The organism is Mucilaginibacter sp., from assembly GCF_041660805.1.
Classification (GTDB): domain Bacteria; phylum Bacteroidota; class Bacteroidia; order Sphingobacteriales; family Sphingobacteriaceae; genus Mucilaginibacter.
Window position 1 is genome coordinate 14,694 of the sequence record NZ_JBAZVP010000034.1, and the last position, 16,024, is coordinate 30,717.

At 42.9% G+C, this 16,024-nt stretch carries 13 protein-coding genes and 1 tRNA gene; 7 read left to right on the forward strand and 7 right to left on the reverse strand.

Features of this window, described 5'->3' with window-relative positions:
- Positions 1-184: 184 nt before the first annotated feature.
- On the reverse strand, positions 185-1,291 hold the full coding sequence (dinB, locus tag WC743_RS24670; RefSeq protein ID WP_373016219.1) for a DNA polymerase IV: 1,107 nt from the start codon (positions 1,289-1,291) through the stop codon (positions 185-187).
- A 77-nt stretch (positions 1,292-1,368) separates the two neighbouring features.
- Here dinB and WC743_RS24675 point away from each other — a divergent pair, with 77 nt between their 5' ends.
- The 3 genes from WC743_RS24675 (at position 1,369) to WC743_RS24685 (ending at position 4,079) form a co-directional block, all read left to right on the forward strand.
- Positions 1,369-1,935: a thiamine diphosphokinase gene (locus WC743_RS24675; RefSeq protein WP_373016220.1), complete on the forward strand. Its 567-nt coding sequence runs from the start codon at positions 1,369-1,371 to the stop codon at positions 1,933-1,935.
- Between the two features lie 421 nt (positions 1,936-2,356).
- Positions 2,357-3,487: a DUF6515 family protein gene (locus tag WC743_RS24680; RefSeq protein ID WP_373016221.1), complete on the forward strand. Its 1,131-nt coding sequence runs from the start codon at positions 2,357-2,359 to the stop codon at positions 3,485-3,487.
- 352 nt (positions 3,488-3,839) lie between these two features.
- The gene (locus tag WC743_RS24685) at positions 3,840-4,079 is read left to right on the forward strand and encodes a four-helix bundle copper-binding protein (protein WP_373016222.1); all 240 of its coding nucleotides are present in this window, start codon (positions 3,840-3,842) and stop codon (positions 4,077-4,079) included.
- Between the two features lie 70 nt (positions 4,080-4,149).
- On the opposite strand, the gene WC743_RS24690 is transcribed toward WC743_RS24685, so the two are convergent.
- The 3 genes from WC743_RS24690 to WC743_RS24700 are packed head-to-tail and all read right to left on the reverse strand — an operon-like array spanning position 4,150 to position 7,932.
- The gene (locus WC743_RS24690) at positions 4,150-6,306 is read right to left on the reverse strand and encodes a xanthine dehydrogenase family protein molybdopterin-binding subunit (RefSeq protein ID WP_373016223.1); all 2,157 of its coding nucleotides are present in this window, start codon (positions 6,304-6,306) and stop codon (positions 4,150-4,152) included.
- Between the two features lie 4 nt (positions 6,307-6,310).
- On the reverse strand, positions 6,311-7,291 hold the full coding sequence (locus WC743_RS24695; RefSeq protein ID WP_373016224.1) for a xanthine dehydrogenase family protein subunit M: 981 nt from the start codon (positions 7,289-7,291) through the stop codon (positions 6,311-6,313).
- Complete coding sequence (locus WC743_RS24700; protein WP_373016225.1) at positions 7,288-7,932, reverse strand: (2Fe-2S)-binding protein; 645 nt, start codon at positions 7,930-7,932, stop codon at positions 7,288-7,290. Before WC743_RS24700 ends, WC743_RS24695 begins: the two co-directional genes overlap by 4 nt.
- 115 nt (positions 7,933-8,047) lie before the next feature.
- Here WC743_RS24700 and WC743_RS24705 point away from each other — a divergent pair, with 115 nt between their 5' ends.
- The gene (locus WC743_RS24705; protein ID WP_373016245.1) at positions 8,048-9,235 is read left to right on the forward strand and encodes a class I SAM-dependent rRNA methyltransferase; all 1,188 of its coding nucleotides are present in this window, start codon (positions 8,048-8,050) and stop codon (positions 9,233-9,235) included.
- A gap of 255 nt (positions 9,236-9,490) precedes the next feature.
- On the opposite strand, the gene WC743_RS24710 is transcribed toward WC743_RS24705, so the two are convergent.
- On the reverse strand, positions 9,491-9,967 hold the full coding sequence (locus WC743_RS24710; protein WP_067188338.1) for an Lrp/AsnC ligand binding domain-containing protein: 477 nt from the start codon (positions 9,965-9,967) through the stop codon (positions 9,491-9,493).
- A gap of 151 nt (positions 9,968-10,118) precedes the next feature.
- Between WC743_RS24710 and WC743_RS24715 the strand changes: the two genes are divergently transcribed.
- Positions 10,119-10,230, forward strand: a tRNA-Asp gene (locus WC743_RS24715).
- 439 nt (positions 10,231-10,669) lie between these two features.
- On the opposite strand, the gene WC743_RS24720 is transcribed toward WC743_RS24715, so the two are convergent.
- A complete protein-coding gene (locus tag WC743_RS24720; protein ID WP_373016226.1) occupies positions 10,670-12,907 on the reverse strand; it encodes a DUF4403 family protein in 2,238 nt (745 codons plus the stop codon).
- Between the two features lie 270 nt (positions 12,908-13,177).
- Positions 13,178-13,765, reverse strand: coding sequence for a porin family protein (locus WC743_RS24725; RefSeq protein ID WP_373016227.1), 588 nt, complete (start codon positions 13,763-13,765; stop codon positions 13,178-13,180).
- 136 nt (positions 13,766-13,901) lie between these two features.
- On the opposite strand from WC743_RS24725, the gene WC743_RS24730 reads away from it, so the two are divergent.
- Positions 13,902-14,117 carry a hypothetical protein gene (locus WC743_RS24730; RefSeq protein WP_373016228.1) on the forward strand — a complete coding sequence of 72 codons (216 nt, stop codon included), beginning with the start codon at positions 13,902-13,904 and terminating at the stop codon, positions 14,115-14,117.
- A gap of 64 nt (positions 14,118-14,181) precedes the next feature.
- Positions 14,182-15,927 carry a S41 family peptidase gene (locus WC743_RS24735; RefSeq protein WP_373016229.1) on the forward strand — a complete coding sequence of 582 codons (1,746 nt, stop codon included), beginning with the start codon at positions 14,182-14,184 and terminating at the stop codon, positions 15,925-15,927.
- Positions 15,928-16,024: the final 97 nt, after the last annotated feature.

The following is a 16,024-nucleotide window of genomic DNA, read 5'->3' on the forward strand; positions in this document are numbered from 1 at the left end:
TCAATAAAAAACGTAATTTTTTAATATTTTATTTAATAATTACTTTAAAAAATGCGAACATTAACTATTTTTCAATAAAAAACCGACTAAAAAGATGGGTTTTATTGTTAAATTAAAAATTCGTTAAGAATAATGGAGCGGTTGATTTTAAAAGTGAACAGATAGTTGACTTTTATAATTTAAGCTAAAGATTGAACAGTGATAATTGAGAAGATGTGGGCTTTGCGGGAATTTCAGGTAACGTAAAATTTGAAAGTGTAATACCCAATAGCCTTATCCTGCTATTTTCAGGATCTGTGGCTGCCAACAACTTTTGGGCGGTGCTTAATATAGTATCGGTATCATCTAAAAAATATGTGAACGACTGGCTGCGGGTAACCTGCCTAAAATCGTTGTATTTTATTTTGAGGGTAACAGTGCGGCCCTTTAGCTGGTTTTTAACCAAACGGTTATTTACCACCACTGCTATTTTTTCGAGCTCAGCATTCATTTCCTCAATGGTGGTTAGGTCATATGCAAAGGTATCCTCGGCCCCAACAGATTTTGTTTCGCGATGCGGCTGTACTTCGCGGTTATCAATGCCCCTAACTATTTGGTAGTAGAATGTTCCGGCTTTGCCAAAATGATGCTTTATTTCTTCCTCGGTCAGCCGTTTCAGGTCGGCGCCGGTATGCAAGCCCATTCGTTTCATCTTATCCGCAGTAACACGGCCCACGCCATAAAATTTTTCAACCGGCAGGTTCTCAATAAAGCTCTCAACAGCCGATGGGCCGATAAAAGTAAGTCCGTCCGGCTTTTGCAAGTCTGAGGCTACCTTGGCAACAAATTTATTTACAGATACGCCGGCAGATGCGGTAAGGTTCAGCTCATCTTTTATGGCCTGCTTTATTTGCTTAGCAATATCAATGGCCGAGCCTATGTTCATTTTATCCTCAGTAACATCCAGATAAGCCTCATCTAAAGAAAGGGGTTCTATCAGGTCAGTGTACCTGCCAAATATCTCGCGGATGTGCTGTGAAACCTCTTTGTATATCGCAAACCTCGGCCTTACAAAAATAGCTTCAGGACAAAGCTTAAGTGCCTGTTTTGATGGCATAGCCGAGCGCACCCCAAATTTACGCGCCTCATAGCTCGCGGTGGCTACCACACCTCCCCGCCCTTCGGGCAGGCCGCCCACTACTAAGGGCTTGCCCCGGTATTCAGGAAAGTCGCGCTGTTCAACAGATGCGTAAAATGCGTCCATATCAATATGGATTATTTTGCGCCGTGTCTGTATTACATTTTCTTCCACCGTTTATACCTAACAAATATTAAGCTATTTATTTAATTTACCTTTGATAAAGATAAAAAGCAGGTAATATAAATACTATGTCGTCTCACCATATTGTACGCGAAAAACAGGAACCCGCCCTGCTGGTGCTTGGCCTTGATAATTTTTCTGATGAAATGCTGGGCCAGCTGCTGGAGTGGAGCCCAACACTGATCACCACGCCACTTACTGCCGAACAAATAAATTCCCAGGGCATTAAAGTAGATATAATAATTGCTGATGGGGCCGGCCTTAATCTACAATCGGATGTAAGATTGATCCCTGCCGCCAATACCCCGATAAAAGCCGCGCTTGATTTTTTATTAGCGAACGATTATAAGGCGGTAAACATTGTTACAGATAATGTAACATTAAATGAGTTTATACCTTACGCCGATAAAATAAACCTGGTGATCTTCTCCGGCAGCCAAAAGATCTACCCGGTAACCCCCGGCTTTAGTAAATGGAAACCTGCAGGAGAGCTTATTGAAATATTATCTGTTGCGGATAGCTTGGAGGTAACCGGATTAGAACCCATGGGCAATAAGAGCTATAGAACTATTTTGGATGGTTTTTTTACGCTGCGTTTTGATGCGTCTTTTTTATTTATTGCGGAGGATATTTGAGATTTACGCCGCTGGCTTATCCTAATAAAGAAGTATTCAGCCACTGGGTTCCAGCCCACAGATGTTCGGAATATTTGTATTTACACCAAGACTCCTTCCTTGGGGAAGGGTGTGGCTGCCTGTGAAGTGGCGGGTAGGGGTTATTACGCCAATGCCTATCTCATAAACCCCTGCCTGCACCCTCCCATTGGGAGGGAATCGCACATTGCCACCGCTTTTTCGTATTCCGAACACCTGTGGGCTGGAACCCAGCGGCTGAGAATATGTGTTATTTGTCATCGCTAAGCCACTTTGTAAAGCAAGCTATCAGATGGCGGGCTTTTTGTTAAAATATAATTAAATATTAATTAAACCGTTGATGTGTTTTTAAGTCTATAAATGCAATCAGCGCAGTTGGCTGACCTATTATAATTCTTTCATCATGAATATGGCATATAAAAAATTTGTAACATTAGCTTTCAGCGGACTATTAGGTTTGTTTTTAGCTCTTCCTGCCAGTGCCCAACATAGAGGTGGCGGCGGCGGTGGCGGTGGTCGTTCATCAGGTGGTGGCGGCGGCGGTTTCAGTCGCGGTGGTGGTGGTGGCGGTTTTAGCCGTCCGTCAGGCGGTGGCAATATTAGTCGCCCATCAGGTGGTGTTGGCGTAAGCCGTCCATCAGGCGGTGGTTTTAACAGGCCGTCAACATCAGCAGTTGCCCCGCAACGTGGCGGCAACGTTTCACAAGGCGGTTTTAACAGAGGTGTTCGCCCGGGTAACAATGGTGCAATCGCTAATAATAATGGCTTCCAAAACAGAGGTTCATATGGCCGTGGCGGTTTCAATAATGGTATCTCAAGAGGTAGCATAGGTAACCGTTCTGCATTTGGTAATCGTTCTGCTTATGGTTACCGTGGCGGCAATTATGGCCGTAACTACGGCCGTGGCAGTTATGGTCGTGGTGGCTATGGCTACAGGCCGCGTTACTATGGCTCACGTTATTTTGGTTACGGTTTTTATAACTACCGTGGTTACTACAACTCATACTATCTGCCAAGAATTGGTTTTAGCATAGGTGTATTACCTTTTGGCTACTATCCGTTCTTCTATGGCGATTACCAGTATTACTATAGCGATGGTTTATACTATCAGCAATTAAACAACCAATATACTGTGGTTGAGCCACCAATTGGTGCAGCAGTAAATGCATTACCATCAAAGGCTGAACCTATTACTATCAATGGTGAGCAATATTATGAATCAAACGGTGTTTACTACCGTGCGGTTACTAAAGATGACGGTACCGTTGTTTACGAAGTGGCTGGTAAAGATGGCGAGCTGAACACTGATGGCGGTGGCAGCAGCGGATCATATGATGAACCACAGCTGCAGGTAGGCGATGTTGTTAAAGAGTTACCTGACGATAGCCGTAAAATAAAAGTGAATGGCGAAAAATTATATGTATCTCCTGACGGAACTTATTTCCAGGAACAAACAGATGCAGATAATAACAAAGTTTACAAAGTTGTTGGCCTGTCTGGCGAAGAACCGGATGACGATAATCAACAGAAATAATATTTAAGTAATAATTTGTAGAAGGGGTAGATGCCATAAAGGTATCTGCCCTTTTTTATTTATGGTATTGCTGTAAAAGTATTAGTGCTAAACGCGCGGTTTATATAATTTTACCATACCATGATCAAACAGCAGGAGCTTACTGCATATGTTAAAAACCTTAAGGGGTAGTAGCTGTATTTCAAATTTATACAAACATTTTAGGGTAATGTTTATTGATTATTATAACACACAATAATTGATAGATATGGAAAATCATGATCACAGAGCGCTTATCCAAACATTATTGGACTGCGTGGCCGCCTGCGAAAATTGCGCTAGCGCTTGCCTACACGAACAAGATGTTCAGCCTATGGTAAGATGCATTAGCCTTGATCACGACTGTGCCGATATATGTTCGCAAGCTGCAAGGTTGCTTGAACGTAATTCAGAGATAGCCCACCAATACCTGGTACTATGCGAAGAGATATGCCGTATGTGTGCCCGGGAGTGTAGTATGCACCAGCATCCACATTGCCAGGAATGTGCCGAAGCCTGCTTTATTTGTGCCGAAGCCTGCCATGCCCACCATCAACCTATTACACAAGAATGAGCAAATAACAAGCTGTTATAAAAACAAAGCCGCTTTCAAATTGATAAAGCGGCTTTGTTTTTAGTTATAATTATATCAGTTTATCCGCTGTTATAGGCAAATCGCGTACACGTTTACCGGTGGCGTTATATACCGCGTTGGCAACAGCTGCCGCCATGCCAATTAAAGCGATTTCTCCCATGCCTTTTGCACCCATCTTGTTTATTTGAAGATCGGGTTTGTTCACAAACAGGGCCTCTATCTGCGGGATATCAGCATTCACAGGTACGTGATAATCTGCAAAGTTGTTATTCACATAACGGCCATAGCGGTGGTCTATAACCCCCTCCTCCATCAAAGCCATACCTATGCCGCCTATTGCCCCGCCAACTATCTGGCTACGGGCTGTCTTCGGACTAACAATAGTTCCCGAATCAGCAACACAAACTACCTTATCTATTTTAACTACGCCGGTTGTTGGGTGTACCAATACTTTTGTAAAATGCACCGACCATGACTGCATAGAATACTTTTGCCCGTCGGCCCCAAGCGACGATTGTACCGTAACATCTAGCGATGGCAGGTTATGGTCTTTTAGTATTTTGGCGTAATCGAGCTTATCGGCACCACCGTTACCCATTAGTTTCTGAAATTTTTGTTTCAGGTCTGTACAGGCATCGTACACAGCGCCGCCCACAGTGGCAGTAGTGGCCGATCCGCCTTGCATAGGTGCATCCGGCAAAGAAGATTCGCCCATTTCAAATTTAATTTTATCCGGCGAGATACCCATCCGCTCTGCAGCTATCAGCGTCATTGCGGTTCCTGTTCCGGGGCCTATGTCGCTCACCGCGGTTTGCAGGGTAAGTATGCCATCAGCCGCCATAACGGCTTTAACGGTTGCCTTATCGCGGTAAGCGCCAAACATGCCGCCGCCCATTCCGTAGCCAACCAGCCAGCCATTTTGCATAGTTTGTGCCGGCTCTACCTTGCGGTCTTTCCAGCCTATTTGTTTGGCGCCCATTTCGTAAGCTTCATCCAAATATTTACTGCTGTAGGGCTTGCCATTGTCAGGATCTGTTTTTGCATAATTGATCATCCGCAGTTCAATCGGATCAACCTTCAGCTTGTAAGAAAGCTCATCCAGCGCCGATTCTAAAGCGAAAGCACCCGTTGCTTCACCGGGGCCGCGCATCCAGGTAGGTGTACCCACATCAAGCGATACAATTTTATAGTGAGTGGTTACATTAGGGCAGGCGTATAATCCCTTGCTTGTGTTTATTGGGCCTTCAGCAAAATCTTCATATGACGATGTTTGCCCGGCAGCTTCATGGGTAATGCCAACCAGCTTGCCATCCGCGGTAGCGCCAATACCTATTTTTTGCCAGGTATAAGGGCGGTATCCTACAGAGTTGAACATATCCGGCCTGCTTAAAACCAATTTAACCGGGCGCTTAACAACCTTTGCGCCAATTATAGCGGCAACTTCATGTGGCCATACCTGCAAGGCACTACCAAAAGCCCCACCCACAAATTGCGAGTTCACCTGTACATCTTCTTCTTTTAGCTTAAATACTTTGGCAATATCTCCGCGGGTAGCTTTCACGCCCTGGGTCTTGTCCCAAACGGTTAGTTTATCGTCGCTATCCCATTTGGCAATAATGGCGTGCAGCTCCATTGGGTTATGAAACTCGTTTGGGATAGTGTACTCCTGCTCCAATTTGATCGGTGCATTTTGCCAGGCATCCTTTGTGCCACGACTAAATTCCTTGCCGCCCCATGGCTCGGTTCCTTTGCTCAGATCCTTTGGTGGTTTGGTATCATGCGCCTCTTTATTGTAAGTTGCTTTTACTAATGATGCACCATACTGGGCACGCTCAAAAGTATCCGCGATAACCATGGCAACAGGATGGTTATTAAGCATAATTTTATCATCATAAAACACCTTTAGCGGGCCGCTTTTTGCTTCCGGCTTGGCCGGGTTTTTAGCCACCTGATACCCCGGCACCTTGGGTGCATTCAGGTACGTGACAACAGCCAGTACTCCCGGCGCTTTTTCTGCCGCTTTGGTATCAATAGATGCTATGCTGCCCTTGGTTATGGTGCTGCCTACAAGTACCGCGTAGGTCATGCCATCTAACTTATATTCGGCAGAGTACCGGGCGCTGCCGGTAACTTTTGCCCTGCCATCAACACGGCTTAAGCCATCGGCAGAGGTTGGTATTGCTGAAATGGTTGCTTCTTTAATCATGATTTTAAACTAAGCCTGACGCGTGTTTTAACGCCTCGACAATTGTTGCCGGGGCAAGTTTTAATTTAAATGCATTGTATTCGTGGCCTTTGGCGCCCTGCATGGCAATTAAGGCAGCCGTTTTAAAGCTGTCTTCTGTAGCGGGTTTGCCGATAAGCGCTTTTTCGGCATCAAGCAGGCGCCACGGTTTGTGTGCCACGCCACCCATTGCCAAACGCGCCCTTTTGATAACACCATTTTGAATATCAAGCGCAGCAGCTACCGATACCAGCGCGAAAGCATATGACTGCCTGTCGCGAACTTTCAGGTAATAGCTGTTTTTGGCGAAGTTATTATCCGGGATCTCTACCGATAATATCATTTCGCCTGCTGCAAGGCGGTTATCCAGTTCAGGAGTGTCGCCCGGTAAGCGGTGGAATTGGGTAAAAGGAATTCGTCGGATACCTTTTTTGCCGGTTACAATAACCGTAGCATCCAACGCTGCTAAAGCAACGCACATGTCGCTTGGGTGCACCGCTATACATTTATCGCTCACACCAAAAATGGCATGCATGCGATTATAGCCTTCCATAGCGCCGCAACCTGTGCCGGGCGCTCTTTTATTACAAGGCATTGCCGTGTCATAAAAATAAACACACCTTGTACGCTGCATCATGTTACCACCAACAGTTGCCATGTTACGCAACTGAGGTGATGCGCCCGCCTTAAGGGCCATTGATAACAACGGTTGCAGCTTAATTACCGAGGCGTTTTCTGACACCACACTGTTAAGCGCTAATGCTCCAATATGCAGGCCGCCTTTTGTAGTGCTAATCTCTTTTAAAGGGAGTGAATTAATATCAACCAACCTATCAGGCTCGGTTACACCCTTCTTCATCAGATCTACCAGGTTGGTGCCTCCGGCTATGATCTTAGTGCCGGGCTTGCCAATGGCTGTTAGGGCTAATGCCTGTGTGGCCGGTTTTACGTAGGTAAACTGTTTCATACTGATAGCCCTCCGTTCTTCACTTCTAAAATGGCATTTACAATATTTGGGTATGCCCCGCAGCGGCAAATATTGCCGCTCATATATTCTCTTATTTGCCCCTCTGAATTGGCGTGCCCCTCTTTTATACAGGCCACTGCAGACATGATTTGCCCCGGGGTGCAGTATCCGCACTGGAAGCCATCATGTTTCAAAAATGCTTCCTGCATGGGGTGCAGCTCGTCGCCTTTGGCAAGGCCTTCAATAGTAGTAACTTTTTTGCCGTTTGCCATTATGCCCAATGTTAAGCAGGAGTTTACACGCGTGCCATCAACATGAACGGTGCATGCCCCGCACTGGCCGTGGTCGCAACCTTTTTTGGTGCCGGTTAGATCAAGCTGCTCGCGCAAAATATCAAGCAGGGTTGACCGTGGTTCGACTGAAAGTTTGTAAGCTTTGCCATTCACTTCCATCTTAAGCGGCATTTTCTCTAATGCGCCTGCAATTTTCTCGTCAATATGTTCATCAGCAGCTTTTAATGCCGTTACGGGCGTTAAAGCCACGGCAGTTAACAGACTTGATTGCTTTAAAAAATTTCGGCGCGATGGGTCTTGCAGGTCCGGGTCCTGAAGTGTGCCCGGGCAAATTTTTTCATTTTCCATAGGTAATTGGCTTAACAACGTGAATTTACCAGTTTAAAAGCATATAAATCAAGCAAATGTGTTATTTATAATGATACTAAAAAGCACCGCTATGATAATTATTACCTTTGCAATTATGATTGATGTTGTTTTAAAGAAAGGTAAAGAAAAAGCGGTGCTGCACAGGCATCCCTGGGTATTTTCAGGCGCTATAGAAAATGTAAAAGGTAAACCTGCCAATGGCGAGATAATTCGCCTGCTTGATGGCAAAAAAGAATTTATGGCCTACGGCTTTTACAACGATCAATCGCGTGTTGCGGTACGTTTGCTGGAGTGGGACGAGAATACCCCGGTTGATGATAACTGGTTCAGGGAAAAAGTACGGACAGCCGTTGCCGGTCGTGCCCATATTTTAGCGGATGGCAGTACCGATACCTGCAGGCTCATTTTTAGCGAATCTGACTATCTGCCCGGATTGATAGTAGACAAATATGCCGATCATTTGGCTGTTCAGGTGCTAACGTCTGGCATGCAAGCTGCTATGCCGGTTATAATAGATGAATTAAAGGCTTTACTAAACCCCGCCAGTATTTTTGATAAAAGCGACGCGGCATCACGTGCGCACGAGGGTTTGGAAACCACTAATATATTATTGGCCGGGAACGAACCGCCCGAGCTGGTAATGGTAAAAGAGAACGGCATTAGCTACGGTATTAACATCGCCGAAGGCCAAAAATCGGGCTTTTATTGTGACCAGCGGGATAACCGCCTGGTATTGGCAAGCTATGCTAAGGGCAAAAAAGTATTAGATTGCTTTTGCTACACCGGTGGCTTTACACTAAACAGCTTCCAGAATGGTGCCGCGCAGGTTACCAGCGTTGATAGCTCGGCACTGGCGCTTGAAACTTTGAAAGAGAATATCCGCCTGAATGGCTTTGAAGATACTAAGCACGACGCCATAAAATCTGACGTGAACGTACAGCTCAGAAAATTCAGGGACGACGGTGATAAGTTCGACGTGATAGTGCTTGACCCGCCAAAGTACGCACCGTCACGTTCGGCATTAGACAGGGCCTCGCGCGCTTATAAAGATCTGAACCGGCTGGGCATGCAGTTACTGAACAGCGGTGGCCTACTGGCAACTTTCTCCTGCTCGGGCGCTATGGATATGGAAACCTTTAAGCAGGTATTGGCCTGGGCCGCGCTTGATGCCGGTAAGCAGGTGCAATTTATTCACCAGTTTCACCAGCCCGAAGATCACCCGGTAAGGGCATCATTCCCTGAAGGGGAGTATTTGAAAGGGCTTTTATGCAGGGTTTGGTAGCCCCCTGTATAGGATTGTTATTTGAATGGGTATAAATACGGCCGGAAGCCTTACAATATTAGTCACCGGTGGGAACCAGGGTTTTGCAAAAAGAAAACCCATTTATACTTATAGCGTGAAAAATGCCGAAATAAATTCAGCCCGGCTTGATGGTATGCCAACGCAATATCGGACAACGGAGCTTTCACTTCGTTGTTCGATATTGCTGATCCGGGAATTTCATTATAGAAATAAGCAGTAGTATCTAAGTAAAGGTTATTCTAAAGTGATCTGTCTTTTAATGCTTTCCTCTAATGAAATGAACGTCTCTGTGCGTTGTATACCCTTTACGCTTTGGATCTGCTCGTTTAATACTTCGCGCAGATGGTTCGTATCATGGCATACAATTTTGGCGAAAATGCTCCAGCTCCCGGTGGTGTAGTGCAGCTCAACAATTTCCGGAACCATTTTTAGTTGCTTCACCGCTTCGTTATACTGCGACCCCTTCTCAAGGAAAATTCCAAGGAAAGCGGTAACATCGTAACCTAACTTTTGCGGATTAACTTCCAGGCTGGCACCTTTAATTACACCCAATTCCTCCAATTTCTTCATCCGCACGTGTATGGTTCCGCCGGAAACGATCAACTCTTTTGCTATTTCCGTGTATGGAGTGGTAGCATTTTTCATCAATATTGATAAAATCTGAATATCCAGATTATCAATTTCTAAATTTTGGGGTTTCCTGTGAGGCATAAATTTTAATATCTATATTGAAATACAAGTTTAATTAAAATAAAAATAAAAATAAAAATATTTTGTTGAAATATTTGCAAGAAATGATCAACTCTCATAGATTTGTATAAAGCAAATGACAATTGCTCTATCGTTCTTTAAAGACAAACATTGTTGGGTGGTGAAATTTTTGGCAGACACACCTCCTTGTCCCGGTGGCGGAGATCATGGAAAACCCGAAGCGGGCTAACCACTCTGTGAAGGTTCGAACCCTTCCCCAACAGCACTCTAAACGCAAGGTTTAGATTACATCCTGTAGGATGGTGAAATTTTTGGCAGACACACCTCCTTGTCGCGGTGGCGGAGACTATGGGAAACTCTTAGCAATAAGAATAACCACTCTGTGAAGGTTCGACCCCTTCTCCTACAGCTCTTCTCATAATTTAGGTTTATAATTGGTTAGTAAAAGCCCCTGCCCATCAGGGGCTTTACTTTTTTAAAAGATTTTTTAAACCGAAAGAAATAATAATAAGTTTATAAGCATCATTGACAAATCTGCTTACAGAGGCAATATCGTTGTATGCAATAACATTTAAGCATTAGGCCTGCCTGCGTTATACATTAATGAGAAAATTGCTCTTGCCCCCTCCCTGATGCCCTATCGGAATGAAGAAAAAAGCCCCCCGATTATGGGAGGCTTGTAAACAGTAGGTTTGGTAAAAGCTAATCCTTCTGTATCTTATAACCTTCAACAACTCCAGCTTTTTTTATTAAAATAGTATCTCCGGCCATCGTTTTGTCCTTCAATTCAGCAATCCGTGTACGTATCTTGCCATTTTCTTCATAATAAATTATATCCCCAACATTAATCTGCGGCAATTTTATGTTCACAACCGACATATTAGGAGTAGATTTTTGCTGCGCCGCTTTCGATGTGGTTTTGTCAATCGTCATCCTTTTTTCTTTAGCCTCCATAACGATTGCCTTGTTGCTAACCAAGGTCTTCGTTGTTGAAGAATTAGCGGATAAATCTGCGCCGGCATCGCTTGTTAAAGGGTCGTTAAGATTAGATTTAAGAGGCGGTATAAATTCGGTATAAAGTTGTGGTGTAGTAGCAATCAACTTATTTGAAACTACATTCTGTACTCTTATAGAGTCTGTCAGCGGTTGTGAGTCGCTGTTGTCAGCCAGGGATTGGTGGGGGTCAAATGTAGCAGACAACTTACCACGAACCGTTACATAAACCACCAACGCTGAATCTGTAGTAAAAACCTCTGTTACATTAACCGGATCGAAATTGCCGGTCAGATTCATTAGCTGAAGCGGGATTTCAAAATGTTTAATGGTATCTATAATATCTCTATAGTAAGAGTTTACATTAAATTTAGTATTCCTGGCAATTTCCTTGTTAAGCGCTTTTTCAACAAAATCGATCTCGGCAGCGGACTTTAATATTTTTAATAAAACATTTCGGGTTTCAATGGTAAAACCTATTTGATCGAGGTAAAAATAATTTTTAACGTTGTCATACGCCGGTAATGCGGAAAGATAAATAGTAAGTACTTTTTTATTTTTCTTCTTTTTAACGATATCTATTCCGACTATTAATTTTTTATCACTCGGATAAATTTGAACATTGCTCACCCCGAAATTCTTTCTCGTCAAATAGTTTTGTATTATAGGAGTTGACACCCGTATTTGTTTGATAACATTATTAAGCGCTGAATCAACAATAGGAGTGGCTACTGAATAATCAAGATTGCCAGCTACAGAGATATTTACCTGACTATTAATAACCGGTTTAACTGAAAAAGGAATGGGTTTAGGTGTTATCACCAACGGGGTATCTGTGTTATAGTATAGATTAGGTCTGGCGGTTAAACCAATATTAAACAACAACTTATTGTCTGCTCCTGAACCTACACTTGTAAACGGTGACACATATGTTTCAGATATATTTGACACCAGCCAAACCTTCTCAGATACCGCCATTGGTTTCTGAATTGTCATTGTAAGCTGATCGTATTGTTCTTTAAAGGAGAGATTTTCGCTCCCTTTTTTTATTGCTTCCGAGAGTTTCTCATTAATGATCTTATGCACTTGTTTTGAAAGTACCTCTTTTAAAATAAATAATTTAGGATTTAATATAGCCTGAATGTTCAATGCTTCAACCGCTCCGGGAATACAAATTTTGGTGAACTCCAGTTTAGTATCGCCTTCAATAAGGTCAAAATTAAATTGCTTATTGTTATTAATCGATAATTTGCCGTTTACATCAATTTTAGCCTCTACATCGCAGCTTAGGACACCTTTTAGTTTTATTGACGGACCTAATGGAACCGTTGCCTGCTCATAGTCGACACTTATATGCACCTTTATGTACGTGGTTGTTTTTACTACGTTGTCATCAAATCTGATATCTATGTTAGTAATATCAGCATTGTACTTTACTTCTCCACTGGTTGGATAAACCTTGTCGATGAATTTAGTTATTGGTTGTGACACATAACCATATACCGCCACCTGCGGTTCAATCCACACCTTTGTTGCCTTCCACGCTTTTTTTATCACATTTTTCCAACATTTATGCCACTTCCATGGTGTTGTCCAACACTTAAAACTTTCTTTCACTGTTTCACTAACCTCTACCATTACATCCTTCCAGTATCCCGGTTCATATGGCTTAAGAAGAGATCTTACCATCTCTTCAGCGGTTATTTGTTCTGTGGCTAACAGCTTTATATTGATTTTTCCTGAGCTGCCTTGAGCTACCGGGTTGTGAATTTGGTTGAAAACCTCTCGCCTAACGTCGTGAGCAGCTAAATATACACTTGCCTGGATTACGGAACTATCCAATTTGGGATAAGCTGCAGTATTACTCGAGCGAGTAGGTTTGGCTATTTTGTAGCTGCAAGAAGCCATGAATACAACCACAATTAAAAGTAAGTAACTCTTTTTCATACATTTAAATTAAATAATGTAGGAATAAAGCTATGGGACTTCCTGATATTTATTGCCCGTGTTTTAACGGTATTGAACGAGTAATATCACCCATAAAATGATGATCACGGACACGAGGGCACAAAAGAAAGCAATGCATTATGCAAAACGTTCGCATCCGGCAAGACGATTGCCACGTCGCTACGCTTCTCTCAATGACATTTAGGTGGATATATAACAAAAAAGCTCCGGTAAACATACCGGAGCTTTGCATTTGAAACTATTATCAGTTTAAAAGAACTTAAACCCAACCGTTAATGCCCAAAGATTTTGGCGCTGGCCGTAGCTTTCGTTTATTTTGGTGAGGCCGCCTTCATAGCGCAGGTCGGCAGTGATGTGGCCTATGTCTACTCCGGCACCAGCCTGGTAACCTAAGGTGCTTTTGCGATAATCGCCAAAGTCATTAAAAGCACCGTTTACATTATCGCTAAAATTTTGATTTTTATCCAGCACATAGCTATAAACCGGGCCGGCCATTATTCTGAAATTCAGGTTATCGCCTCCAAACCCCTTGCCTATTAATAAAGGCACATTTAAAGTTGTAAAGGTTACCTTTCCGTTAGCGGTAACGGTACTATTGCTGTTTTGAAAATCAAATTTACCGCCACTGCTACCTAAATAAAGTTCGGGCTGCAGGTAAAGGCTTGTACCAAAGCGGGCAAATAAACCTGCCTGGTAACCGGTAACTGATGATTCACTTACGTTATCAGTATTAATTTTTGAAAAGTTAACACCGGCCTTAACGCCTAATGATTGTGCTTTAGCCCCAACTGTGGCCGCTACTATTACAATAGCTATGCATAAAAAACGCTTTTTCATAGTTTTAAGTTTGGTTAAACATATTGGTTGAACAATATAAGTATAGATGTGGTTTGCTGCTAAAAGTTTAACAGAGCCAGCATATTAAACGTGAGCAGCAGTGTATTTTTTATATTTTTGCTAAAATAATTTGTTTATGGCAGAGATAACTATCAGTAATAAAGATTGGGAACGCATTAAAATTAAGGTGCAAAGAAAATATAACCACCTTACAGATGAGCAGTTACAATATACCGAAGGACAGGAAGAAAGCCTGATTACCCGGATAATGGAGCTGGTTAACCGCGACAGGAATTATGTGGTGTTCACCCTTAAAAAAGCGTTGGTGAATATTGATAATAACCGCCTTTAAAATAAGTTAATGATTATAAAAATTAAAAGGCTTTTTGTATTTTTATAATTCAATGGGTGTAAGGATGTTAAAGGACAATAAGATTAAGAAGAATTACGGGAAGCCGGCGCTGTTTGCAGGTGTGTTGATATTGGCTACATTAACATGGAGTTTTAATGACGACCTCTTCCAGATATCTAAAAACCTGGATGTTTTTGCTTCGGTTTATAAAGAAGTGAACATTAATTATGTTGATGATATTAATTCGGCCAAGCTGGTTAAAACCGGCGTTGATGCCATGCTGGATGGCCTTGATCCCTATACCGAGTTTGTACCTGAATCTGAAATAGAAGATTATAAGCTGCATTATGTAAGCACCCAATACGGCGGGATAGGCGCCAGTATTTTCCCCCGCGACAACAAAATATTCATATCTGATGTATTCACCGGCTTCCCGGCACAACGGGCAGATATTCGGCAGGGTGATCAGCTGGTGAAAATTAATGATATTGATCTCACAGGCAAGAACAACGATCAGGTTAGTCAGCTGCTTAAGGGCTCAAAAGGTGCCAGCATTAAATTAATGATGAAACGTGATGGCGAAGCGGCTGTTGAAAAAAATCTTGTCCGCGATGAGATAAAACAACCAAACGTAGTTTATTCCGGCATGGTTGGCGGCAATATGGGTTATATAAAACTGAATAAGTTTTTAGAGAACTCGGCCGATGAAGTAACCAACGCCTTAGTAGATATTAAAAAGAACAACCCTAACGGAGTAATATTGGATCTGCGATCAAACGGTGGTGGTATTTTGCAGGAGGCTGTTAAAATTGTAAACCTGTTTGTTCCAAAAGATGTAACCATAGTATCGCAAAAAGGAAAAATCAAGGAGAAAAATTTTACTTACACCACCGTAAACACACCTGTTGAACCTACCTTGCCCTTAGTGGTATTGGTTAACAGCCGTTCAGCGTCAGCATCAGAAATTGTAGCCGGGGCATTACAGGACCTTGACCGCGCTATTATTATTGGCCAGCGCAGTTATGGCAAGGGGCTGGTACAGCAAACGTTTAACCTGCCTTATAATAGCCTTGTTAAAATTACAGTTGCTAAATACTATGTGCCGTCGGGCCGTTGTGTACAGGCGCTGGATTATACCCACCGTAAGGATGATGGCAGTGTTATAAAAGTTGCCGATTCATTAATACATGAATACAAAACAAAAAATGGCCGCTCTGTTTACGATGGCAGCGGTATTTATCCTGATATTTTTGTTAAGCAGGACCGCTTTGCCAATGTTACCCAAACACTGGTTAGCAAACTGCTGATATTTGATTATGCCACTTTATACCGCAATTCGCACCCTAAACTGGCCGATCCTAAGCAGTTAAACCTAACTGATGCCGAGTATAATGATTTTATAAAATACCTGGCAGGTAAGAATTATACCTACAGCACTGTTTCAGAAAAATTACTTAATACCCTTAAAACAGAAGCCACCCGCGAAAAACAATACAACGAAATACAGGCCGAGTATGATGTTTTGAAAGCCAAACTGGCGAGCACCAAAAAGAACGACCTCCTAACGCATAAGGCCGAAATAAAACAAGTTCTGGAGAATGAAATAGCATCCCGCTATTTTTATGAAAAGGGCCGCTATGAGGCTAATTTCAAGTATGATAAAGAACTGGCCCAGGCCATAAAAACCATGCAGGACAAAACGCAGCTGGCATCTATATTAAAGGGCGAGGGCAATTTTAAGGTTATTGGCAAACCGGTACTGGCCATGGCTGGTAAAAATGCAGCAAAAGATACCACTATAGCAGAGTAAGTTTGGAAAGTAAGGGTTATTTCCGCCTGATTTCCTGTCTTGCTTCTTGGATCCTGTCTCGTGTATCTTAATTCTTGTTTCTTGTACTTCTCTCTGT

What these genes read in the sequence shown, in the direction of transcription:
- WC743_RS24700 (WP_373016225.1), bottom strand. Translation starts at nt 7,932, where the DNA reads ATGGAAAATGAAAAAATTTGCCCGGGCACACTTCAGGACCCGGACCTG.
- WC743_RS24725 (WP_373016227.1), bottom strand. Translation starts at nt 13,765, where the DNA reads ATGAAAAAGCGTTTTTTATGCATAGCTATTGTAATAGTAGCGGCCACA.
- WC743_RS24690 (WP_373016223.1), bottom strand. Translation starts at nt 6,306, where the DNA reads ATGATTAAAGAAGCAACCATTTCAGCAATACCAACCTCTGCCGATGGC.
- WC743_RS24695 (WP_373016224.1), bottom strand. Translation starts at nt 7,291, where the DNA reads ATGAAACAGTTTACCTACGTAAAACCGGCCACACAGGCATTAGCCCTA.
- WC743_RS24675 (WP_373016220.1), top strand. Translation starts at nt 1,369, where the DNA reads ATGTCGTCTCACCATATTGTACGCGAAAAACAGGAACCCGCCCTGCTG.
- WC743_RS24730 (WP_373016228.1), top strand. Translation starts at nt 13,902, where the DNA reads ATGGCAGAGATAACTATCAGTAATAAAGATTGGGAACGCATTAAAATT.
- WC743_RS24685 (WP_373016222.1), top strand. Translation starts at nt 3,840, where the DNA reads ATGGTAAGATGCATTAGCCTTGATCACGACTGTGCCGATATATGTTCG.
- WC743_RS24705 (WP_373016245.1), top strand. Translation starts at nt 8,048, where the DNA reads ATGATTGATGTTGTTTTAAAGAAAGGTAAAGAAAAAGCGGTGCTGCAC.
- WC743_RS24735 (WP_373016229.1), top strand. Translation starts at nt 14,182, where the DNA reads ATGTTAAAGGACAATAAGATTAAGAAGAATTACGGGAAGCCGGCGCTG.
- WC743_RS24720 (WP_373016226.1), bottom strand. Translation starts at nt 12,907, where the DNA reads ATGAAAAAGAGTTACTTACTTTTAATTGTGGTTGTATTCATGGCTTCT.
- WC743_RS24710 (WP_067188338.1), bottom strand. Translation starts at nt 9,967, where the DNA reads ATGCCTCACAGGAAACCCCAAAATTTAGAAATTGATAATCTGGATATT.
- WC743_RS24680 (WP_373016221.1), top strand. Translation starts at nt 2,357, where the DNA reads ATGAATATGGCATATAAAAAATTTGTAACATTAGCTTTCAGCGGACTA.